The sequence below is a fragment of the Phytobacter palmae genome (genome assembly GCF_039409775.1).
GTDB classification, from domain to species: Bacteria; Pseudomonadota; Gammaproteobacteria; order Enterobacterales; family Enterobacteriaceae; genus Phytobacter; species Phytobacter palmae.
On the sequence record NZ_JBCIVJ010000027.1, the window covers coordinates 1 to 21,143 of the forward strand.

Below are 21,143 nucleotides of genomic sequence, written 5' to 3' on the forward strand. Positions count from 1 at the left end.
CCAGATATCTTGCCCCGTTAACATGTCCGCCTCGTGCTGTGAGTTCAACGGGTCGATGTAACGCTACCTTAATCAAGTGGGACGTTGCCATGAAACGAAGAACTCGGATTAACTACATACCAGAACAGAAGGCGATTATCTGGGACAGATATAAACAAGGTGATTCAAGCGCTGGGCTTACCTCACCGTAGTTCTCCAACTGTTCGCAAGGAAACCAGTGGGATGGGCAATGTCGTTCTCACCGGATAGCAGACTGACTATCAAAGCGCTGGAAATGGCGTGGGAAATTCGCGGCAAGCCTGCCGGGGTGATGTTCCACAGCGATCAAAGCTGCCACTTTACAAGCAGGCAGTTCCGGCAATGTCTGTGGCGATATCGGATCAGACAAGGTATGAGTCGGCGTGGAAATTGCTGGGATAATAGCCCAATGGAACTCTTCTTCAGAAGCCTGAAGAATGAGTGGGTGCCAGCGACTGGCTATATAAGCTTCAGCGATACTGCCCATGCGATAACTTACTATATTGTTGGGTATTACAGCGAACTCAGGCCACACGAATATAACGGCGCGTTACCACCAAACGAATCGGAAAAACGATACTGGAAAAACTCAAAGTAGAGGCCAGTTTTAGTTGACCACTACATTACGCATAGAATCCCCTTCTATGATGGGTAGTCGTAACGAATTGGTAAAAATATTAACCTTATGATTTTAGAGAATTTATTAGGTAGCCCAGAGTGCTGAAACAGTAATTAGCAATTGCTCAAAAAATCCGCTATAGTCCCTGAGAACTCACCTACTTCGGAGGGGGATATGTATCAGTCTCAAGAGAAACGCGCCTGGGAACGTGGTGTTCGTCTCGCTGCAATATGGAAGGGTACCAAAAAAATTTTTACACGTTTAGATCAGCGCTGCGTCATGCTGGCTAAACTATACAAACTGCCGAAGTGGTTAGGCCACATGCCGCTGCTTTTAGCTGTCCTTTGTTCGTTAGTTGCGCTTATAGCAGGCGGTCTCCTGATAAGCTGCAGCGCAGTTTTATTATGGGCTTTAATTGCTGCCATAACACATATCGGATCTGGCTCTGAAAATGCTTCAATAAATAGTTTTAATGAAAAGAAAGATGAAAATAATTTTCATGATGAATTTGTAATGAATAGCGCCACCAATAATGAATATGATGGCGCTCCTTACAAATCCCCGAGTGAAGATTAGGCCGAATTAACTGTACCAGTAAAACTACCCTTTGGTTGCTTTACTGCCGATAGCATTACCAGCAGCTTCTCCAAGTTTCCCGCCTGTATTCTGAGCAGTTTCAGTACCCTTTTGAAAGGCAGCGCTAACAGCGACACCCACGCTGGCCCCTGCCCACGAAAGAGCTCCCAGCCAAACAGCAGGCAGTACAATAAACATCGCTCCCATCACCAGATTCATAATGAGGTCATCTGAGCTGTTCTGCAGTCCCGCCATATTAAAGCGGCTGTGTGTATCTGAACTGTACAACGCTGTCAGGAGCCAGCTGTCGAGCCAGCGCGCCAGTTCCCACCAGAACGTCAGGAAGTTCAAGGCGAATATTACAAAGGTCAGCGTAATAACAGTCTTGAACTCGTAAGCCGCAAACGCCAGAATCAGCGGCAGCATGACATACATTGCCATCAGCAGGATGGCCTGTATCATTGGCAGCGCCTGTCGCATCGCATCGAACGCCGGGAACGCCGCCAGACTGCCGAGAGATGTCCCGCCAATTGCCGCCACGCGTGCCGCTGCATTATCCAGGGTAAAATCGGCGTTGCCGCCATAGCCGGCATACACGTGACCATTCTGTGAGACCGTCAGGCTTTCCGGGCTGACCAGACGACGGATGACGGCTTCCTGATAGTCACTGTCGTTAAAGCCTGACATTTTCATTGCGGCCGAGATACGCAGCCACATATCGGGGTCGGCCTGATCTTTCACCCGCGCTTTCAGACCATTGTCCGTACTGCTCCACCACTCGCTGCAGGTGGGATAGCCGCCTCTTCCGGTATTGGGCCGCCCGCTGTCCCGGCTGTCAGACCATGGGAACGCAGCCCGGGGCAGTTTGGACTGCAACGAAGGATAGTACCGGCTCAGGAAGGTACTGCTGCCAATCCATTCGATATCACGCAGCGTGGTTTTGTCCTTTGTCTGGCCCTGATCCTGTTGCTTCCACAGATACAGCGCAACCGAATAGCAGTCGTTGGTGAAGTCCTGCAGTTCCTGCGCCAGCGCTTTGTTGTCGATACGCGTATGCTGCACTTCAAAGCGGATCTGCCGCATGTCAGGGCGGCAGGGAATGGTCGCCACGGCCGCCTGGGTGACCCCTTTAGAGAGTTTATGAATCAGTACCCACCACACCGGTGCCGCAGCCGTCTGATCGTTGAGACTGGATACCACGCCGGCATAACCGCTTTCATCTGGGGCTTTCGGCGTCCAGACGCCACAGGTTTTGGCCCGGGTTGTATCGTACTGCATCGTGCTGAGGCTGACGTTAATCAGCGGCACACAGCAGGCAATCATCACCAGGAACCCGGCATACAGCGCGTTTTCAATGCGGGGCAGCGACAGCATCCCCTTGTTGCCTTCATCCTCCCCTTCTTCGCGGACCTTCAGCCAGATGCCCACCACCTTGAACGCCAGCGGCAGAACAAAAAGGCCGGTGCCCAGCAGGACGTTCCACAGGCCATTGTTGATGACCCAGCCGAGCAGTGTGAGAAAATACTCAAGATAGCTGTTTGTTGTCATCGTCAGGCTCCCGGACCGGTAAACATCGCGTACTCACACAGCGCGATAAAAAGCACACTGACCACACTGATGCGCAGCAGCGGCCGCCGGTATGCCTCCCGGAAGCCCGGCGCATGCCGGATTTTCCAGAGGCCCCAGGCAACCAGCGCATACAGCGCCAGTCGCCACATCAGCCAGCCGTAACGCGTCGACTGCATCCAGCTCCGGAATGCAGCAGCTTCAGTCGGATGTTTCATGGCGGTGTCAGCCATCATCAGTGAGACCACCATGAACAGCGCCATGCAGGCGAGGAAGATGCCGGCACGGGTAAGGACTTTCCTGACAGTCGTTTTATTACGCATCCTTATTCCCTCATTCAGCCGACTGCGGCGCTGCCATCTGGTTGAAGCGACTGTCGGTATTGTCATCAGACTGGGTCTGCGGGTTGGTTTCGACGCGCTGGTTCTCCCTGTCGATAATGGTCAGCACCGAATTACGTGACAGTTCACGCTTCATCTCCATCTCGGTTTTGAGCGCCGCGATTTCACGGTCCAGTGCCTCGATGCGCTCACCGGCAGCACCTATTGCCTTTGCCTGGGCGGCGGCATTGGGCTCTGACATACCGGTGACCATCATACGTCGCATCAGGAGCGCCGTTTCCACCGTGTCGGACATGGCCAGCTCGCCGGCAAGGCGGGCGGTCAGGGCAGCATTATCCGGGTCACGCTGCAGGGCTTTAATCACGCCAGCCGTCACCGGCAGTCCGCCGGTTTTCAGCTTCGCCAGATTCGCGGCCGTGGGCTTTTCCGTACCGTTGATGAGCCTGACCAGCTGCTCAGCGTTGGCTTTAGTTGCCTCTTCCAGCAGTGGGGCAAAGCCGGTGCCGGCAACGGTCGTACCGGGCTGGTCATCCGCATCACCGCTGGTACATTCGCTCGCGTTGGCACAGGTGCGCATCGAGCGATCGCCCAGTACCTTCACGGTCATGGCCGCCGCCTCTTCAGCGCTGCCGAATTTAGAGCATGCGCCACCGTTACAGCTGCTTTCGGCGACAGTCGAATCAGACGTGACGGGCAGACCGTTCATCATGTTGTAGCCGGCAGCGACAAGGTCATGGGTGACACGTATCGCGGGCTGCCCCGCCCCCCCACGTTTTTGGCCGCCAACCCAGTTACTGCCTGAAGCGCCGCTGGCCTTGCGACCTGCGTCATCAACACGAACTGCGTCGGCATCACCGCTGTTTACGATGGATTTGTATTCATCCATCATGGCCTGCTGTGTCCAGTTACTGCTGTCGCTGAAGTCCATCATCTTTTTCGCCATGTTCTGGCAGTTGAGCTGCGCCTTGTCGAATGACACATTGGCCTGAAGTACGCCGTTGGTGAGCATGTCATACAGACCGGGATTAGCCCGCTGAATGACCATCGCCGGCAGACTGGCCACCGCGCCGGTGGCCCCCTGAATCACGTCGCCCATCAGGTTTTTAAAGCCGGATGTGACGCCGTTGAGCTGGTTGCCGACGGTGGTTTTCAGGTCAAAGTTGCCGCACATCAGGTCACTGCTCCAGCCGGTATTTAGCCCCAGCTTCTGCATATTGCCGCGCGTGGCCGGCTGGGAAATGACCGAGCCGCCGCCGAGGGTGTAGAACAGTTTGTCCGACACCGCACCATCGACGGACTTGCCGTAACCGATGGCGCTGTTGTTCACCTGCGGCAGGGACATGCCGAGGATGGTATTGTCATCATCGGCCGCGTGCGCGGTCGGGAGAACGGTCAGCAGGGAGCCGGTCAGCAGCAGGCTTACGCGAACGGCTGAAAATGAAGGTGATTTTTTCACGATTTTCCTCATCAGATATCAGTGCTGCCCAGAAATTTCTGCCCGCGCTTTTTGCAGCAGCTGTAGGGCTGCCAGAGCGCAAAGGCTTCGTTGTTATCGCTCGCGGCGGTGTGGCTCCCGTCCGGGAAGACGGCACAGGACTGTGTCATGTGGGGAGCCAGCCGCTGCCATTTGTGATTGCGCGTGCCGGTGTTTTCCGTGACCTCGCCCGGTGGCCAGTACCCGTCATGGCGGTTGCCCCGGAGCACCTGATAAACATGGGGCTGCCCGGCGCGGGTGATAATGTCTGCCACACGCTGCGCCACCACGGCAGAGGCTTTGTCATCATCGGTCTGGCTGATAAACCCCGAACGGGGATAGATGTTGCCCCACATACTGGCCGCGGCCTGACTGCCGATTTCCCGTTGGCCGGGTACAAGCGCTTCCGGATACAGGGACTCCGGCACGCCCGTGCGCCAGGCCGCCGAATCCAGCGTACTCAGGAAGTAAGGCATTAAAGGGGTGGCTGCGGTATCACAGGAATAGCCCGGGATACTGCCACCAATCAGGGAGGTGGCCGGGTGGCCAATCGCATCGGCATACTTGAAACGCACGGCGGACTTGCGCTGGCCGGGATTTTTCATGTCGGCCGGATTGGCTCCTCCGGCAGAAACACCGGAAAGCCCGCTGGTCACGGCACTCTCTAACCCGCCGGCAGTCTGGCTGACAAACGCCATTTCCTGCCACGGGTTGCCGCCCGGAGCGACATAGGTCGAAACGACTGCCTGAGGAATGAAGTGAGTGACTTTGACCGACGTGCGCACTTTGCAGCCAAAGGGGGTGCAGAACAGCCAGTAACAGATGCCACTGACACGCCAGCTGATACAGTTTTGCGACACGGCGCTGGCAATAATCTGCGCAGTGTTAAGTGCTGCAACAGCTGCCGGCGCGGTTGCCGTACCCAGTACCGTGGCAACCGCCAGCGAGCACACCGTGGTTCTGATGCGGGAAGGTTTTGTATTCACTGACCACCTCCCCGGTTACGCACGGATGTGGCCACGGCCACATCCGTGGTGCCGTACACCACATCGCGGTCATCAAACACCACTGCCGGCACTTTTTTAATGCCCAGTTCCCAGGCCCGGACCACCTGGCGATAGGAATCATTCAGCTGCAGCTGTTTTTGTTGCCAGGCAGGAGACGCCATAACCTGCCTGACGTGTGCCTCGGCCTGCTGCGGATCTGCAGGCAGTTCCCCGAATATGTCGGCCTGCAGCCGGTCAGGACCATCAAGAAGGACCACCGGCACGTCCGGCGGCAGATTTGCCGGCAGATGCTGACTGTCGGTGAAGACGACCGTGCCGGCCAGTACGGATGCCGGCAGCAGAGCCGGCAGGAAAACAAGAGAGGTCAGTTTCATGAATCGGGACTCCGTCAGACTGAATCGTCTGTCAGCGTGCCCGCGGCCGTTCATAAAAGCCGCAATAAACTCATTTTCAGAACTCAAAAATTAATCTGCGAGTTTAGACTTTTCCTTTCCCACTGCTTTACCTGTTCTGACTGACCGCTGCGTGCCCAAGCCGTGTGAAAACTGTTTTGGTCGCTTAATCTGAGAAAAACGGGGCTGAAAACTACGCTCATACGTAAAATTTGGCTCAGCTAAACAGTCGAGTAATTACAGATTTTGCGTAGGTGCGCGAACTTCAGTTTTGGGTCAGGGCCCATAGCGCAGTCGGACTGACGGCTCGGTCTGAGGAGGATCCGGGGGCGGGCTAAACCGGGCAGTGGCTGAAGTTTTGATGATCAGCAGCAGGCACTTTGGAATGCCCCCGCTTCCGCAGACAGTATCTGTCCTCACGGTGAGGCCTTTTCGAAGGCCTCCGGACTGACGCCTTCCAGGTGACTGTTAAACCCGTGGCGATTCATACTTAGCGATTAGAAAGCCTTAAAGGCATACTGGTACGCCAACACTTGGAACTACTTAACCTGCTGTTATGGCGCAGTCAAGCTCCTGGCTGCCGACAATGTTAAACGTTTTCATACCGCCCCTAAATGTAAAATCAACCATCGCTAAATCTGTTAGGAAGAAGCCCTTGAATCAATCACACAAAGGCTGCTGTAACCCCAGCAGCCATGTTTGTGGCAAATAATCTGAGAGCTCCCGCCCTAGAAATCAGGCGGCTCTCAATCTGAATGCCCACGATTTGCACGGCATCCACCACAGCCTTTTCAAAGACAGTGCACGTCCCTACGGGCTGCGGGGCATCGCTTGGTTGTGCAGGATAGGCTAGTGCCACTAGGTTGCATCCAGTAGCCTTGGAGAAGGCTAGGGCTTCGTAGATGTCAGCTTCACTGATGCGAAGCTGTCCCTTCTCCACGTGGCCCTTGTACTTGGCATCCAGCAGCATCCTGGGCCTTGTTCCATCGAGCTCAATTACACAGTCTGGGTACACTGAAAGCTTGCTCACAGCACCGGTAATCATCCTGATTTTAGTGCCTAAGGGATAGCCCTGTTGGGACACTACGGCACTGCGACCAAAGCCCAATCGTGCGGCCACCGTTAACAGATCTTCCCACACGCGCCAGGTATTCACTAAGTAACCAGGTGCATGGGCCTGTCCCTGCTTGTAGTTAAGCCCCAGGCCTCCGAGCACATCGATAGACAGCTCATGCAGTGGTTTCCACGCTCGGTGCCGTGCAGGAATGGGGTTTCGACGGTTAGCAGCAACGTTCTGAGGCGAAAGGTCTTCAATCAAACGCACCAGCGAACTTGCGGCTGAAGGGTCACTTACTTCAGGGAGTAACTCCCTGGCCGCTGCCACGATATCCCCGTTCCAACCGTTCTTGCGATCAAAGCGAATGAGCTCTTGCTCAAAGCCATCAGGTGAAGGAAAGATGAGATCCACCGGATCAGGATCCCCATCGATGAAGAAGTCTGCTTCACGCACACTACGATAGCTGCGCAGTGGCCGACGTTTACGGGCCTCGTACATGCTCGTGATGGAACGAGCTACCAGCGTAGACAAATCCCTTGGGGTACCACCTGATGCCGATAAGCGTTCGGAAGCCAAGAGACGCCCATGACGTGAAAGCGTGGAGAGGAAAAAGAAATCTTCGCGCCACGCTGCATCTGTGTCGTCGAGTCCCAAAAACTTGGGAGCAACTTCCAGTTCCAGTGAAGGTGCCAGGCGAATGAGGCCCGCAAAATCGATGGCACGTGTGCCCTTGGCATCCACACTGATAGGGTTGTAGCTAAGCCTCAAGCTCGACGCAGCCCGGTTCCCAGCCTCCAATAAAAGGCTGTTGGCCTTTGTGCGATCCACCCCAATCGCTTCAGCAATCGCACGGCTCAGGTCAACGGGTGTACCGTACTCAATTAGGGACAGCCGTGTTCGGGGGTTCACCACGTGCTACCCCCTCGGATTGGCAAATGCCCTGAGAGCCGCGTAGATATTGTTCTCAGCAAAATTCGTGGGCCCTTCAAAACGAAAGCGTAAATCATCCGCAAAAGTTGTCTCGGTGAGCTTGAACGGATTAAAGGCTGGCCCATCGAGCGCATTAAGAGCCGCTGCAATTCCTCGTGTGTCCCCGAAGAATACCTCTTCCACGTGTGCCCGCACCTTCGCCCACCCTACACACAGCGTGCCCAAAGCTTCATTAAGGCCCAATGTTTGCGGCTTCACATCCGACATCAGTACACCATGCCCGATCTGAAACTCGGGACCACGGCCCAGAGCAATTTGCGCGTTTACAGCAATCCAGGCACTCACCGAAGCCTCCAAGGCATCGTTCACGCTGGCAGGTACATCAGGCAATGCATTGACACCCTTGGCACCCAAACCGTAAAACGTCCGCAAAGCCGCTTCATCGGGCTCTAGGCGCATAGGTTCCCAACGACGCAAGAACGCGACATCCAAGGGCTCCACAGACGCATCGGCCTGATTCATCGCAGCTAAGATATAGAGGTCATGGGGCAGTGCGTATTCGATCACATCACCAGAGACGGGATCGAGCATTTCAAAGAACTGCGTTTCAGCAAGTTTGGCCCCATCAGAGGCCAAGCGTTTATCGGACTCAATGGCCACAATGGCACCACCGAACACCTGCACCGCAGGACCTCGGTTGATCTCATCAATGATCAACAGTGCAGCCCCATTGGCACCCTTCGCATGCTCACTGGCACGGTACAGAGTCCCCTTCACGATGGTGAAGTCTGGGTCTCCTGCTGTCTTGTTGACCGCAGGCGTGATGCCCGATAAGAAATCGCGGTACTTGGAGTTTTGGTGGAAGACCGTCCGAAAGACTTTGCGGTCCATCTTGGTGGGTGCAGGAATGTCTTTAACAACCCCAGCAGCAGGGGGAATAGGGATGCCGCCCATGGGATTGAGCTGCGGTGGGCCACCTGCAGGAGCAAGACCAAAGGCTGTTTCAAAGGCCAAAGCAACTTCGGCCAAGAGCTTGGACTTGCCCGTGCCAGGTGCACCAGACACCAGCACGTTGCGCGAACGTGCGAGTAGCTTTAACACCTGTTTGCAGTTTTTACTTACCATTACAGAACCTACGCATGTTCGTGAAGTCGATATAGCCAATTACGGCTCGATTAGCAGCCCGCTGTGCATCCAAACAACTCAATAGCTCTTGAGCAACTGAAGGATCCCAAACGCCTTTAACACGAAGAGTTGCTTCTTCCGCGAAGTGCGGCCAAACCGACTGGTCATGAAGCTGAATCAGAAGCAACAAAACGCGATTCCCAATTCCCCCTGATGGCATTCGGTCCGAATCAAAACATGAAAATTTCGGCACCTGAGAAATCCATCCCTCTCTCGGCCGAGACTTTGTGGGTGACATAAACTCAGCTGCTCTTGATACAACCTGTGTTGAGTCCGGCTCGTTCCAAAAGAAGGTACCTTGATGTACTGCCTTTCCACCCCGGAGAATTTTATTGGGAAATATCAACTCAACAGCTGGCAACACCGCCTCGTAGGGAAATCGAAAGTCTCTTGCCCCCCCTCCAGAATCAGAGTCATTAGACTCCGCATCAGCTTTCCGTCGATCTCCCTCAACAATCTCCTTGTACAGAATTCGAGCAACCTGTCCCGCTCCATTAGCCATGAATTTTGGATCCTTCTTCTATTTCTTCGCCCCCTAGGGCGAGCTCAGAGGGCACATAAGCAATCGCCCCCAGCGCGCGTGCCTGCATCGCACGGTGCGACCAAACTGTAGACAGACTTCCTGTGCGTTTTGCCATTGCAGCCAAAACATTATCTCGGGTAATTGTGGACTTGGCCTCACCTGGCAAGCCCACTTGGCCCCGATCCAAAAGCGGGAAGTCTTGGAGCACTAACTCCATGTCCTTTAAATCGAGCCCATAGGCCACGGCCACTTCCGCATCAATCTCCCCACGAAGCTGCGCCATGCGCTCGTAGGTTTCACGAGTAGCCCCCGCACTGTCAAGTGTGCGCAATTCGCGTGCAGCACTCACCAGCCTCTTCCATGGCAAACCATCTTTGGCGAGTTTTGGCATGGGCACGCTTTGCAGCAGGAAGTAATTCACCGTCGTAGTGAGCACACGCCGAAGCATCCAGTCAAAGGCAAAACTGTTAGCGATGGACACCCACACCAGCAGCCGTTCTTCCGATGGGTCCTCAGGGAAAAGGATCGTGGGTACCTTATTGCCACAGACCACCCCAGCAGGAATTAACGAGGCCATGAGCGAACGCTCATTGGTCTGACCCGCAATGTCGCAAAAGCCCACACGCAGCACGTCCGCACGGTGCTGGTTAGCACTGGGCATGTCGGAGGGGCGAATCCAAAACTGGGGGGCAAGGCGTGAGTCTCCGATGGCATAAGCCTCCCACAACGCACGGCGACCAGTGCCTGACACGTGCCCTTTTACACCAAAGCGATGCGCCTGCACCATTCGACCTTCCACCAGTGGCAAAGCGCCAGGCGTGGCACGCCCCAGGAACTTAGGACGCTCCTTGGTCATATCAACTTCACGGCAAAACTTCGGGGTCCAGCCATAACCAGGCTCTTCCCACGAAACACCTGCTTCTCCGATCTTTGAGAAGAGCTTCCACTCAGACACGTTACGAACCTCGGGCAGGCTCAAATCGCCCCGAACACCCGCAAGTGCTGCACGCCCAATAGTGGCAGTTCCCGTAATCTCCAATCCCGTAGGGGTGCCCCGCTCATGCATGAGAGTGATGGGCTCACGCTTGCTCTTTTCAGAGCCAGCCTTAGTGAGAGCCACGGCTAGGAACTTAAAGCGTGTGTCGATCGTAAAGAACCGTGCACGGTTATCGATGATCGACATGGACACGCTTTGGCTCGCATCAAAGATTTTCTGCCGCATGGCGCGGGTACCTTGCGAGCGAATGAGCCCACCCGGAATTAGTGCAACCACCACACCCTGCTTTTTGCAGAGTTCAAAAAAGAGGTCCGTGAAAGCAATGTATAGGTCTGGCTCTCCATTACCCAAATCGGGATAGCGAGCCAACAGGCGACGAGAGTAGTTCGCTACCTCATCGCGCTGCTGGGCAAACAGATCCTCATCAAGCCCATGAATTTGGGCCCCGTAGTGGCGCTTGGTGCCTGAGGACTTCAAGAATTCGTGCCGTGAGATCTTGACCTTTTCCCATGGTGGGTTGCCGATCACCGCATCAAACCCCTCAGGGACCATGGCAGTCCAAACCTTGCGATCTGCCATCAAGCTATCGCCACAGTACCAACGGGCACGCATAGCCTTAAGAGTCGATACATCATCAGTGAACGAAGCAAGCGCAAGCAGTGCCGCACGCAAAGAGTTGCCAGAAAGATCCGCTGCACACACACCGTGAGCCAACCAATGCGCCGTCTTGGCTCTATCCATACCACACACTGCGTGAGTCAGCGCTGCTAGCAAAATTCCTGCGCCGCAGGCAGGATCAATCACCTTGCTCTTGTGTGTGAGCTTGGGGGCTGCGAGCTTCGCCAGTCGTGTAGCCAGGCGAAAATCCGTATGGTAGGCGCCCGTGCTTTTTCGATCCTGCTCATGCAAGACCTCACGCGCCAAGACACTCAGTGCCAAAGCAGGGTGAATAGGTGAACGCTCGATGGCACTTGCTACAGGTACCGCAAGCTCCAAAAGCTCTGATGCTGCGCGCTTGCTCTTGACTCCAAAAGCCTCATGAAACGCCGTTAGGTCAAACCCGCCAAAACGCGCTGACGCTGCCTCCAAAACTTGAAGCCGAAGCTCAAAGCTGGTTAGGCTATAGTCCCCTCCCACAGCCTGAGTGAGTGCCGCTTCTGCTGGGGCTAGGTACTCTGATTCAACAGGCCGAGGAGCACTCATACATAGCTCCTCACGAGAACGGGTTTGATGGCTTTAACTGTTTTTGACTGGGCTTGGGGAAGCTGTGCCATGGACCGTTTCACGACCACCAAAAACTCATTCACATCGGACGCCGAGCTACTGGCTGCCTTGTTTGGCCGGTATCGACCAATGGCGCCCAAAGGGTACATTGTGGACGAGCCGATCTTAGAAAGCTCAGCCTTCATGTCCTGCATGCAGATGTGCCCTTCACTACTGTACGAGAGCAGTACCCTTTGAGCCTTCAAGCCATGCACCAGACGCGAGAGTGTTTTGAGAGCACGGCTCTTGTAGCAAAAGTCAGAAGCCAAGGCCTTCCATGGACGAAGTCCCGCAACCCCCTCCACCACAGGCTCATCGCCAAGAGCCACCGTTTCAAGGATGTGGTAATAGCTCGCGTATTGACGCTTGGTGTATGGGGGGTCCAAATACACGAGGTCGTGTGCAACATTCGGAACGTCGAACACATCACCCACGGTAGCCTCAACACACACGCCAGTTTCTTTGAGATCACGGCAACGCATGGCAATCTTGTTTTGAGATTGGCTTGTCCATTTGGAGAGGAAGCAGCCAAAAGTGCCCGCAATGTTGGCAACGCGGTTCAGTGCACTAAAGAGATCGGCAATCAATAGCCTCTCCTCAATTTCGTCAATATATCCGGCACCTTTCCACTCAGCAATCAAGCAGCGCATAGCGTCTATCTGAGCTGCATTTTCTTCGGTGAAGTACCTACGCTCAATTCCACACGTATCGATCGAAGCGGGGCTATAAGTGCGCCACATAAAATCATGCAATGGCTTAACTGCGTTTAGCTTGCTAACAGCACCAGAGTACCCACCAAGTTTTTTGAAGGTCACCTGATCATGGCTGATAAGACGTGCTCCAGCAGAGATAACAGCTGAGTGCAAGCTATCATTAATCCGCACATTCCAACCATGCTCCGCAGCAGCCTCAGCTACAGCTCCAGTTCCACAAAAAGCATCCACAAAAAACGCGCCCTCTCTAGGCGGCCCAATGTGGGATGCTATCTTGTCGATGAGTCTAGATTTGGAGCCAATATAGCGAAAAGTCATATAGAAACCCCTACGTTTTTTTTACGGCCAGTTACTGCTCGACCCTGACCAAGTTCTTGGCTGGCTTCTGGGCTTTGCAACACAATGCCTTTGCGGTCGCAATAGTCACAAAGGAGTACCTCAAGCATATTCACCATGCTCCGCTGCTCATGCTCCGCTGCCTCCTTTAAGGCCTGTTTGAACTTTCTGGAAACTCTTAGATTTAAGGTCTCACTTTTGAGGTCAGTGAATCGCATGAAAACGCCCCGCATATGTCTGTGCAATTGCGTTATTGTATATATACACATACTGAATAGATACACTATGACAGCGATTCTTAACCTTACGTACAATGCAGCACTTTTTACTCGCGGACCAGACGGCATCCTTCATGGTTTCTCCTACTCCGAAGGCGAGCTATAGGGAAACCTGACTGCTTAGCAATACATTTATCCAATTTTCGACGTATCTCGAGTCTTAATGTGCCAGCCATAACAAAGCCAACGTCCTAGTTGATATCATCAACATAGCGCACGTTGGCTTAGGGTGAAACTCTATTTTCAAGGATGAAACTTTATTTTCATCCCACACCTCGCGCGTTACCGTTTTACTAAAACTCGCCAGTCATAAAAAAACCGGCCCCAGCGGCCGGCATCAAAAAAGCATTCTGTTCTTTTTGTTATCATGCACCTGGTGAAGGCAAGTTTTCGTTTTAAACGTCCAGCCCGTTAATCCACAGCATCAGATACGCCAGGTCGGCCGAATCCGGCACCGTGATATACCAGCGCGGATGCGCATACTCCTCTTCCTGCGGCCAGCTCGTCTGTCCCGTCACGGTGATAAGGATGTTCACCGCCTGCTTCAGCTTTCCCTCAAGATAGATGGCCACGCTGCTGCTGAGTCCCACCCGGTGCGGGTGACAGGTCATTCTGACCGGACCGGTCAGGCGCTGCCTGAGCATTGCCCGCAGCCTCACCAGGTGCTGATGGGTCGCCGGGAGCACACCGGGCTCCCCCTGAGGCGACAGGGTGAACAGGGCTGAGCCACTGTGCTCATGAATAGTGGGTTCAGGGTACTTCAGTGTCATCATACCGTGGCAGGCTCCTGTTGTTTCTCCGTCAGACCGCGCAGACGGTCCAGATTCAGTGCGACGCGTTTTGCCGCCTCCAGTTCGCTGCAGTTAAACTGATTCATCAGCGCCCGGCGTTCGGCTTTCTCTTCTTTTTCCGTCATGCCCAGTGCCAGGAAGAGGCTGGGTGGCACGGCGCGAAACAGCGCTTCGATCCGTTTCGCCAGTACCACGCCTTCCGTATAACACCCCGACAGTTTACTGGCGGAAAGCAGCACCGATTCCTGCTCCGGCGTGAGCGCGCGGAAACGGCTGATATCTTTGACCTCCTCCGGGGGCATGGTCAGACAAATCCACCATTCCGCCATGTTCAGCATTTTTTCGGCAATATCCGGGTAGTCTTTAAGGTTCTGGGTGGCCAGCCACAGCCAGGCACCGAGCTTACGCCACATCTTGACCACCTTCGTCATGTAGGGCGACAGCAGCGGGTTGACCGTCACGATATGCGCCTCATCCACCGTGAAGACAATATCCCGGCCCAGGAACTGGTCACGCTCCGCGATGTTGTTGATCATGTTGGTCATCGAGACCATGGTCAGGGCCATCTGCGCCTCGTAACCCTCACGCGCCAGATGCCCCAGGTCGACCAGCGTCACGTCCGCTTCCGGCCACAGCTCCCCTTCGCGGTTGAACAGCTCCGCTTCAAAGCTCCCGGCCTGAGTGAACATGCCCAGGGATTCCGCCATTTCCGCCGCTTTCGCCTTGCGCTGAGCATTGCGGACATTGATGACGCCCTCATCGTTGTCAGAGGCAATGTCGTACAGCGCCTTCTGCAGGTCAGACGGCAGCATCTGCCGCCCTTCCTTATACGTGGCATGTGCCGCCATCAGCAGCGCCTCACGTATCATCGCCCTGTCGGCACGCTTAAGGTCAGCCTCTTCTTTCGGGTCGCCGCCGGTGATCATCATGCGCGCGGAGATTTCCATTTCACCGAGAACGTCACGCTTGTCATCCTCGCCATCGTCGTCCGTGTCGATATCAGGCAGGTCGCTCTCATCCACGGCCTGGGCGGCCAGGCCTTCTTCCACCAGTTTGTGAGCATCAGCAAACGGCGGCAGACTGACGCCGCTTCCGGGTTTGACGCTGATTTTATTCACCGTCAGCCCGAGGCTGTCAAAGAAGTCGGCCAGCAGGCCGAACGAGTTGCCGGCCTCCGCAATAAACAGCCGCGGACGATGGACGGCCATCAGCTGGGAGAGCGCGGCACACAGCGTGGCCGACTTGCCCGCCCCGGTCGGGCCGAACAACAGCAGATGCGCGTTCTGGGTGCGGTCGAGCTTGTTGAGCGGATCGAATGTAAGGGTATCCCCGCCGCGGTTGAAAAAGCTGAAGCCGGGATGCCCCGTGCCGGTTTCCCGCCCGGTTACCGGCAAAAGTCCTGCCAGGTGCTGAACCCATGTCAGACGGGTATACCAGTGTTTTTTGTCGCTGTCCGGGTTAAAGCACATCGGCAGCGCCCGCAGCCAGCTGTTCAGCGGACCTTCTTCAAACTCCGGCCGTACCGGCTGCAGACCGGCCCCTAGCAATACGGTGGACAGCTCCAGCCGCTTGCGCTTCAGGCTGGTCATGTCGTCGCCGCGCAGCAGGAAGGTGATCCCCGCCCGGTACAGCTTGTGCCGGTTGCCCAGATACTCTTTGACCGTCTTCACATCCTGGCGGACGCGGCCCGACTCGGTATTCTCACCGACCGCATTTTTCGACAGCCGGTTAAACTGCTCTTCAAGCCGGTCCTGGGGCTGTACCACCACGGTCATGCACACCATGGTCCCTTCCGGAAACATATCCATCAGGGCATTAATTTTCTTTTCACCCCGGCTTTTCTCGCCGGTCAGGGTGCCCGGCTCCGGCGGTGTACGCAGTTTTTCCACCGCCACCGCGCAGTGCGGCTTGTTGTCAATCCACCACACGCCGTTTTCCGGGTCTGAAACCGGCGGCGTGAACCACAGGGTTTCGGCAAAATCATTGCTGACCGGCACGGTGCCTTCAGGTGTCTCGCGCGGGTCTGCGTAAGCAGCCTGCCGATAGAGCGTGGTTTTCTCCACCCAGTCCGGTGACGGATTGAACAGCCGCAGCAGCCAGCCATGCACCTGCAGGCCGTTCTGCCGGGTGCAGCGGATCCCCGCCCCGCCCAGGGCATTAACGACCCGGTCACACACCTGATTGAGCATCGCCACCGGCGGCATCGGATCCCGGCTTTTACCAAGCCAGCGATAAACAACCATCCGGGTGCGGCGCTGCTGCCCGCGCCACGGCTGGCCGGTAATCAGCGAGTCAGTAAAAAGTCCCTCAGGCCGGGAGATACTGCGGATATGGCGCTCCATTTCACCCAGCCAGGCGTCGGTAAACGCCGTGCGCTGTGCATGTGGTTTGACATACCCGCGCAGCCTGTCCAGGTACGCGTCAGTGTCGTCCTCGTCCTGGCAGAAGAACTGCACGACCCAGGGATTCACGTCATGTTCATCAAAGCTGTCCTGAAGTGCATCCTCAACCGAGTCCCGGATCTGCTCCAGGCGCTCTTCGGTTCGCCCTTCGGTCGCCACCGGTGTCACATCATAAACGGCCCCCACCGACACGCCGTCATCAAGCAGGAGACACTGCTCTTCATCGAGAAATTCTGCCCAGGGCAAAAAGTCAATGATGGACGGATTGGCGTGATAAACCTTCTCCTCATCCTGGCGCGTCATTTTCCCGGGGCGCTTCAGAGGTTGCCGGCCCTTCACGGCCGCGGTCAGGGTTTCATCTGCCTGAACGGACTGGCCGTCATCAACCGGCGTCTGCCGGTCGGTGGATTTATTACGCGTAAACAGTGAAAGCATTACAGGGCCTCCGTGCGCTCGCCAGGCATGGCATACTGCGTCTGGCTGTAGAACGGGAACACAGTGCTGTAACCCGGCACCGGCGTGTTACCGTCTGCCAGATGGGGATACAGGTACATCACCATGTCGGGGTTGGGCAGCCGGGGAAACTGCTGGGTGATTTCGCTTTCCTGAGTACGGCTGTAGCTGCGGTCGGCCTGCGCGTCCGCCTGCGTTTCGCTGCCCGTCAGCGGGCGTCGCAGCGTGTCGCGGGCCGCCGCAGAATGGCGGGAAGTACTGCCGCCACCGTCCGCCCCGTTCCACAGTTCAAGCATGGTGTTATCGCCCGCCGGCAGCATTTCCTCTTTGGAGGTTGAGCAGCCGCTGAGCATTACACAGCTCAGGGCCAGAATGAAAACCGTTCTGTACATTACCGGTATCTCCTTTGTGAGGCGGCCGGATCGTAACCGCCGCAGATAAAAACGAACGCACTGACATTCAGCAGGTGCCCCAGCTCCCGTAATGTCATACGCGGGCAGTAAAGCCGGCGCGGGATTTTCGGGCTGCGCCACGAAACGGCACACTCCCGGGCACTGAGCGGCAGGGAGAACCTGCCGATATCCAGTAAAAGCTGGCCATTGCGCCAGCGCAGTAAAGGTGCGCCGGCAGGCAACAGCGCGACGGGTCGCAGCAACAGAACCGCAGAAGACGCAGGGATCACGTCAATATGCCAGCCTGCCCCGTCGCTGAACATCCAGCACACGGATGAAAGAGGGAAAAACGTTATCTGTCCCGCCATGGCCGTGTACTCAGTCCAGTCCGCCATTGTCACTGACGCCACCCGGCAGGGTGAAGTCGTAGCGCACCTTACGGCCCTTATCTTCATAATCAATGGCCAGCTGACGGGTGATATGCACGGCGAGACGGGCACCGGGCGGCACATAAATGGCATCAAACGTCATCCCGTAACGCTGTTTGATCCAGTCGGTGGTTTCAGACATGCCGCCGGAAATGGCTTTCCCCAGCGCCGCCTGTCCGGCGTCGCCGGTCATGGTGGCGGAAATGCCATTCACGTTGTTCTGCGTCGTGTACTGCCCCTGGCTCATCGCTTCACCCGCCGCACCGGCAGCCGACAGGCCAAAGATGGTGGGCAGGTAGGTGGAGGCGTTGGACTTACGTTCGCCGCCAATGCACGGGATCCCGTTTTCATCCGAAATCCAACCGATACCGCCACTGGTGCCGGTATCCTGTTTAGCCTGAGCGTTATTATTTTGCCCGCCGGCGTTGTTACTGGTGTCGGGTCTGGGGAGGGTGCGCACCGTACCGTCGGAAAAAACAAAGGTGACGCTGTTAACCTGCCCGCGCACGCAGGACAGCGTCCAGTCGCCGCTGGCCGTCCCCGAAACAATCGCCCCTTCGACGTCCGGTAACTCGATGCCGTTCGCCGTCAGGTTATCCTTACCGATAAGCACCTTGAACGGATAAGGATCGGTCACGGTGCCGTTGATGGGCACCCGGCCAAGCAGTGCCGTCATGGCGCGGCTGCCGACCAGCGTGGAATTTTCCGGCAGCGTGTAAACCGGCTCGGCGCTCTCTTCCGCCCCTTTTTCATTCGTCCGTCCCTTCACTTTCTGCTCATAGGCGGCTTTCTGGCGGGTCAGCTCATTTTCCCCCAGAAAAGAGGTCGGGAACTGAGGTGAGGCTTTGCCGCTGGCCGCATCCCGCGGATCCGTCTCTTTCTGGTCCGTCGGCGCGACCCACATCATGCCGTCACTGCCCTGAGAAGCGCTCCCCCCGGTGCTGCTGCCCATGCCGTCCAGTCCCAGCCCCAGCGGGATATCGCTGTCCGCCGTTTTTTTCTCGCTGTCAGGCTTTTTGAGTTTGTCAGTCAGCTCCTGGATTTTCGCCGTCAGGCTCAGTTGTTCGTTCTGAAGCTGAGCCTGCCGCTTGTCGTACTGCTCGCGCAGGCCATTAACGGCCTCATTCACCTGTCCTGAAACGTCCTGATTGCGCCGGCGCAACCGTTCGTTTTCTTTCACCAAATCCGCGTTCTGCTTATCCAGCGTTTTCTGGCGGTCACGCACATCGTTCAGCCGGCCGATGAGCGTGCGCAGGGTGTCCTCCGGCGTGTCGCCTTCCACCCCCAGCGCCTTCAGTTCATCCGGCGAGAGGTTTTTCAGGGAGCCGCTTTGTTTTGCCTGAGGTTGTTCTGCCGGTTCGTTTTTGCAGCTTTTGAGCCCCACGGCCAGCCCGGCAATCACCACGGCCGGCACGATAAACTTCACCAGGGCATTAGATTTAATCTGCATGGCGGGCCTCCTGTTTTACCGTGCGGGTCGCTTTACGCAGTGCAGACGGCTCAGCAATGAATGCGCTCTCCGGACGACCGGCGGTCACCACATACACCGTGGTGGTGTCTTCAGGCGTGCCGGCCGGACCGACCCAGCGGTGCTGGAAGGTGGCGGACACAAACTGTCCCTGCAGCGAGCGTGGATCCAGAACGACCTTACGGCTGCCGGTGTTCGTGAGCCTGAGTGCCACCACGCTGCGGTTTGCCACACCCCAGCCAGCCAGCGGCGTGACCGTTAATGGTTCAGAGGGATACAGCGTGCTGACACGTCGGGGCAGATGAGGATTGACCGGATGAATACCCGGGACCGCCTCGACCGTACGTGCCGGAGCATAAAGGCTCTGAGCGGCATATCGGGTCAGCAGCACCGGGATGGGGGCGCTGTAGCGGATTTTTTTACGCTTTGCCTGAGTACCATCATCGCTGCCGGTGGGAGCAGATGAGCCTGATCCGGAAGCAGCCCGGTCTGCACCACCTGGCTGACCGGCCGCATCGCCGGCGTGACTCAGCGTGCTGACATCACCGCTGTAGACCAGCCGCACCGGCTCAGTCGGCCCTTTTTCACCGGCGGCGATATCAAACAGCAGAACCTCGCCGCTTTCCACATCCTGCAGCTGCACCCGCGTCTGCGGAAAGGCGCTGTCGGCTTTCAGGTAGACGGCTCCCCCGGTGCTCTGCACCCGGAGTTTACCGTTAAGCGCCGGCGGAAAACCGACGCGGACGTTTTTGTCCACAAAGACCACCCGCTCCTGCCCCACCTTCAGGGGGATCTGCAGCGGAATACGCTCCCATTTCATCAGCTCATCTGCGCCGGCAGGACGTGATACCAGCATTGCCAGGGGCAGCAGGGCGAAGGACAGCGCCATCAGCCCGGCGCGGTAGTGGGGGTTTTTACTCATCACTGAAACACTCCTGACTTCTCCGGTTTAGGTGCAGGCGGTGCCGCCTCCAGACGCTGGGGCACACCGGCATAACAGTCCAGCGCCAGCCCGAACGGGTTGCGCTCCGCATCACCTTCCCAGCGCACCACTTTAAGCGGGTAACGTACCAGGGCGCGTTTGACCGGCTCGGCATGGAAATATTCGTCGGCCACCACGTCCAGGCGGGCAATCCAGTGATCGCGATCCTGTACGGTCACGCTCTGTGACTGGTAACCGCGACCAGGCACTTCATACACCACGCGCACGCGGTCGGTGAGCTCCCCGGCGTCACCGCGTTTCTTTGCATCCGCTTTCAGGAAATCCTGACAGGACGGCGTCAGATACGGCGACAGCGCATTGATTTTGGCGGAATAATCCACCTCGCCGTTTTTCGGCCAGGCATTGAGCTGCTGAAAAATGTAGAACGCAAAGGAGTAGACCGTCGGGGGCGGCACTTCCCACCAGGGCCGCGTGCTGCCGGTACGTAAATCCGGCGGGTTATGCACGGTCAGCTTGCTGGGTGCCAGCATCCAGCCTGCACAGGTGAATAAAAGGAAAAAGGCAAGCACGGCGCAGGCGATGCGCAGCGTCTGAATATGCTGGTCGCGGTCTTTTACCGCATGGCGAAAACGGCTCATGAGGCTCTCCTGTTACGTTTCACTGACCAGCCCCGGGCATCCACAATCAGTTTCGGATTGCCCATCCCCAGCCGGCGTTTTTTCGTCTCCAGTCGCTGCCAGAGCCAGTTCTCGGGCTTACCGCGCTTGAGCCTGGCCATCCAGCGGCCGCCGAACCAGACGAGCAGCAGCGGCATGACCAGCAGGCCGGTGGGAACGACAACCCAGCCGGCAAGCGGGATAAACGGCAGTGACAGGAGCAGACCCGCACCCGCGCCGGCAAGGGCTGCCAGCCCCATCTCATGGGTGGTAAACCCGCGAAATACCACGGGCTCACTGTTGAGACGGTCAGGTAAAAAACGAATGGTCTGCAT

General features: G+C 56.5%; 19 protein-coding genes and 1 pseudogene. 2 read left to right on the forward strand and 18 right to left on the reverse strand.

Annotation, left to right across the window (positions count from 1 at the left end; all coding sequences use genetic code 11):
• Positions 1–166: 166 nt before the first annotated feature.
• Positions 167–616 (forward strand): annotated as a pseudogene (locus AAIG39_RS22380) (DDE-type integrase/transposase/recombinase); the annotation flags it as partial.
• Positions 617–811: 195 nt separating this feature from the next.
• Positions 812–1,213 (forward strand): hypothetical protein, encoded by a 402-nt coding sequence (locus tag AAIG39_RS22385; RefSeq protein WP_050597357.1) that lies wholly within the window; start codon positions 812–814, stop codon positions 1,211–1,213.
• 24 nt (positions 1,214–1,237) lie between these two features.
• Here AAIG39_RS22385 and AAIG39_RS22390 read toward each other — a convergent pair whose 3' ends face one another.
• The 18 genes from AAIG39_RS22390 to AAIG39_RS22475 all read right to left on the reverse strand — a co-directional run bounded on the left by AAIG39_RS22390 (position 1,238) and on the right by AAIG39_RS22475 (position 21,143).
• Positions 1,238–2,761 carry a conjugal transfer protein TraG N-terminal domain-containing protein gene (locus tag AAIG39_RS22390; protein WP_032636818.1) on the reverse strand — a complete coding sequence of 508 codons (1,524 nt, stop codon included), beginning with the start codon at positions 2,759–2,761 and terminating at the stop codon, positions 1,238–1,240.
• A 2-nt stretch (positions 2,762–2,763) separates the two neighbouring features.
• Positions 2,764–3,102 carry a hypothetical protein gene (locus AAIG39_RS22395; protein WP_032636816.1) on the reverse strand — a complete coding sequence of 113 codons (339 nt, stop codon included), beginning with the start codon at positions 3,100–3,102 and terminating at the stop codon, positions 2,764–2,766.
• Between the two features lie 10 nt (positions 3,103–3,112).
• A complete protein-coding gene (locus tag AAIG39_RS22400) occupies positions 3,113–4,588 on the reverse strand; it encodes an integrating conjugative element protein (RefSeq protein ID WP_032636814.1) in 1,476 nt (491 codons plus the stop codon).
• Complete coding sequence (locus tag AAIG39_RS22405) at positions 4,588–5,580, reverse strand: TIGR03756 family integrating conjugative element protein (protein WP_032636812.1); 993 nt, start codon at positions 5,578–5,580, stop codon at positions 4,588–4,590. Before AAIG39_RS22405 ends, AAIG39_RS22400 begins: the two co-directional genes overlap by 1 nt.
• A complete protein-coding gene (locus tag AAIG39_RS22410) occupies positions 5,577–5,975 on the reverse strand; it encodes a TIGR03757 family integrating conjugative element protein (RefSeq protein WP_032636811.1) in 399 nt (132 codons plus the stop codon). The genes AAIG39_RS22405 and AAIG39_RS22410 overlap by 4 nt, the downstream gene beginning before the upstream one ends.
• 682 nt (positions 5,976–6,657) lie before the next feature.
• Entirely contained in the window at positions 6,658–7,962 is a 1,305-nt protein-coding gene (locus tag AAIG39_RS22415) for a 5-methylcytosine restriction system specificity protein McrC (protein WP_032636809.1), read from the reverse strand.
• Between the two features lie 3 nt (positions 7,963–7,965).
• Complete coding sequence (locus AAIG39_RS22420) at positions 7,966–9,105, reverse strand: AAA family ATPase (RefSeq protein ID WP_110212582.1); 1,140 nt, start codon at positions 9,103–9,105, stop codon at positions 7,966–7,968.
• Positions 9,095–9,667 (reverse strand): hypothetical protein, encoded by a 573-nt coding sequence (locus tag AAIG39_RS22425; RefSeq protein WP_016808250.1) that lies wholly within the window; start codon positions 9,665–9,667, stop codon positions 9,095–9,097. Before AAIG39_RS22425 ends, AAIG39_RS22420 begins: the two co-directional genes overlap by 11 nt.
• Complete coding sequence (locus tag AAIG39_RS22430; protein WP_032636805.1) at positions 9,660–11,888, reverse strand: Eco57I restriction-modification methylase domain-containing protein; 2,229 nt, start codon at positions 11,886–11,888, stop codon at positions 9,660–9,662. The genes AAIG39_RS22425 and AAIG39_RS22430 overlap by 8 nt, the downstream gene beginning before the upstream one ends.
• Complete coding sequence (locus AAIG39_RS22435) at positions 11,885–12,979, reverse strand: DNA adenine methylase (protein ID WP_032636803.1); 1,095 nt, start codon at positions 12,977–12,979, stop codon at positions 11,885–11,887. Before AAIG39_RS22435 ends, AAIG39_RS22430 begins: the two co-directional genes overlap by 4 nt.
• Positions 12,980–13,670: 691 nt before the next feature.
• Entirely contained in the window at positions 13,671–14,048 is a 378-nt protein-coding gene (locus AAIG39_RS22440) for a hypothetical protein (protein WP_016808254.1), read from the reverse strand.
• Positions 14,045–16,903, reverse strand: coding sequence for a conjugative transfer ATPase (locus AAIG39_RS22445; RefSeq protein ID WP_160840701.1), 2,859 nt, complete (start codon positions 16,901–16,903; stop codon positions 14,045–14,047). The genes AAIG39_RS22440 and AAIG39_RS22445 overlap by 4 nt, the downstream gene beginning before the upstream one ends.
• Complete coding sequence (locus tag AAIG39_RS22450) at positions 16,903–17,313, reverse strand: TIGR03751 family conjugal transfer lipoprotein (protein ID WP_023205278.1); 411 nt, start codon at positions 17,311–17,313, stop codon at positions 16,903–16,905. The genes AAIG39_RS22445 and AAIG39_RS22450 overlap by 1 nt, the downstream gene beginning before the upstream one ends.
• On the reverse strand, positions 17,313–17,708 hold the full coding sequence (locus AAIG39_RS22455) for a hypothetical protein (protein ID WP_020899223.1): 396 nt from the start codon (positions 17,706–17,708) through the stop codon (positions 17,313–17,315). Before AAIG39_RS22455 ends, AAIG39_RS22450 begins: the two co-directional genes overlap by 1 nt.
• A complete protein-coding gene (locus AAIG39_RS22460) occupies positions 17,692–19,191 on the reverse strand; it encodes a TIGR03752 family integrating conjugative element protein (RefSeq protein WP_006785974.1) in 1,500 nt (499 codons plus the stop codon). The genes AAIG39_RS22455 and AAIG39_RS22460 overlap by 17 nt, the downstream gene beginning before the upstream one ends.
• Positions 19,181–20,131: a TIGR03749 family integrating conjugative element protein gene (locus AAIG39_RS22465; protein WP_006785972.1), complete on the reverse strand. Its 951-nt coding sequence runs from the start codon at positions 20,129–20,131 to the stop codon at positions 19,181–19,183. Before AAIG39_RS22465 ends, AAIG39_RS22460 begins: the two co-directional genes overlap by 11 nt.
• Positions 20,131–20,790, reverse strand: a complete 660-nt coding sequence (locus AAIG39_RS22470) for a PFL_4703 family integrating conjugative element protein (RefSeq protein WP_004115533.1) — start codon at positions 20,788–20,790, stop codon at positions 20,131–20,133. The genes AAIG39_RS22465 and AAIG39_RS22470 overlap by 1 nt, the downstream gene beginning before the upstream one ends.
• Positions 20,787–21,143 (reverse strand): TIGR03750 family conjugal transfer protein, encoded by a 357-nt coding sequence (locus AAIG39_RS22475; protein ID WP_004115534.1) that lies wholly within the window; start codon positions 21,141–21,143, stop codon positions 20,787–20,789. The genes AAIG39_RS22470 and AAIG39_RS22475 overlap by 4 nt, the downstream gene beginning before the upstream one ends.

What these genes read in the sequence shown, in the direction of transcription:
- AAIG39_RS22385 (WP_050597357.1), top strand. Translation starts at nt 812, where the DNA reads ATGTATCAGTCTCAAGAGAAACGCGCCTGGGAACGTGGTGTTCGTCTC.
- AAIG39_RS22390 (WP_032636818.1), bottom strand. Translation starts at nt 2,761, where the DNA reads ATGACAACAAACAGCTATCTTGAGTATTTTCTCACACTGCTCGGCTGG.
- AAIG39_RS22395 (WP_032636816.1), bottom strand. Translation starts at nt 3,102, where the DNA reads ATGCGTAATAAAACGACTGTCAGGAAAGTCCTTACCCGTGCCGGCATC.
- AAIG39_RS22400 (WP_032636814.1), bottom strand. Translation starts at nt 4,588, where the DNA reads ATGAGGAAAATCGTGAAAAAATCACCTTCATTTTCAGCCGTTCGCGTA.
- AAIG39_RS22410 (WP_032636811.1), bottom strand. Translation starts at nt 5,975, where the DNA reads ATGAAACTGACCTCTCTTGTTTTCCTGCCGGCTCTGCTGCCGGCATCC.
- AAIG39_RS22420 (WP_110212582.1), bottom strand. Translation starts at nt 9,105, where the DNA reads ATGGTAAGTAAAAACTGCAAACAGGTGTTAAAGCTACTCGCACGTTCG.
- AAIG39_RS22425 (WP_016808250.1), bottom strand. Translation starts at nt 9,667, where the DNA reads ATGGCTAATGGAGCGGGACAGGTTGCTCGAATTCTGTACAAGGAGATT.
- AAIG39_RS22430 (WP_032636805.1), bottom strand. Translation starts at nt 11,888, where the DNA reads ATGAGTGCTCCTCGGCCTGTTGAATCAGAGTACCTAGCCCCAGCAGAA.
- AAIG39_RS22435 (WP_032636803.1), bottom strand. Translation starts at nt 12,979, where the DNA reads ATGACTTTTCGCTATATTGGCTCCAAATCTAGACTCATCGACAAGATA.
- AAIG39_RS22440 (WP_016808254.1), bottom strand. Translation starts at nt 14,048, where the DNA reads ATGATGACACTGAAGTACCCTGAACCCACTATTCATGAGCACAGTGGC.
- AAIG39_RS22445 (WP_160840701.1), bottom strand. Translation starts at nt 16,903, where the DNA reads ATGCTTTCACTGTTTACGCGTAATAAATCCACCGACCGGCAGACGCCG.
- AAIG39_RS22450 (WP_023205278.1), bottom strand. Translation starts at nt 17,313, where the DNA reads ATGTACAGAACGGTTTTCATTCTGGCCCTGAGCTGTGTAATGCTCAGC.
- AAIG39_RS22455 (WP_020899223.1), bottom strand. Translation starts at nt 17,708, where the DNA reads ATGGCGGACTGGACTGAGTACACGGCCATGGCGGGACAGATAACGTTT.
- AAIG39_RS22460 (WP_006785974.1), bottom strand. Translation starts at nt 19,191, where the DNA reads ATGCAGATTAAATCTAATGCCCTGGTGAAGTTTATCGTGCCGGCCGTG.
- AAIG39_RS22465 (WP_006785972.1), bottom strand. Translation starts at nt 20,131, where the DNA reads ATGAGTAAAAACCCCCACTACCGCGCCGGGCTGATGGCGCTGTCCTTC.
- AAIG39_RS22470 (WP_004115533.1), bottom strand. Translation starts at nt 20,790, where the DNA reads ATGAGCCGTTTTCGCCATGCGGTAAAAGACCGCGACCAGCATATTCAG.
- AAIG39_RS22475 (WP_004115534.1), bottom strand. Translation starts at nt 21,143, where the DNA reads ATGCAGACCATTCGTTTTTTACCTGACCGTCTCAACAGTGAGCCCGTG.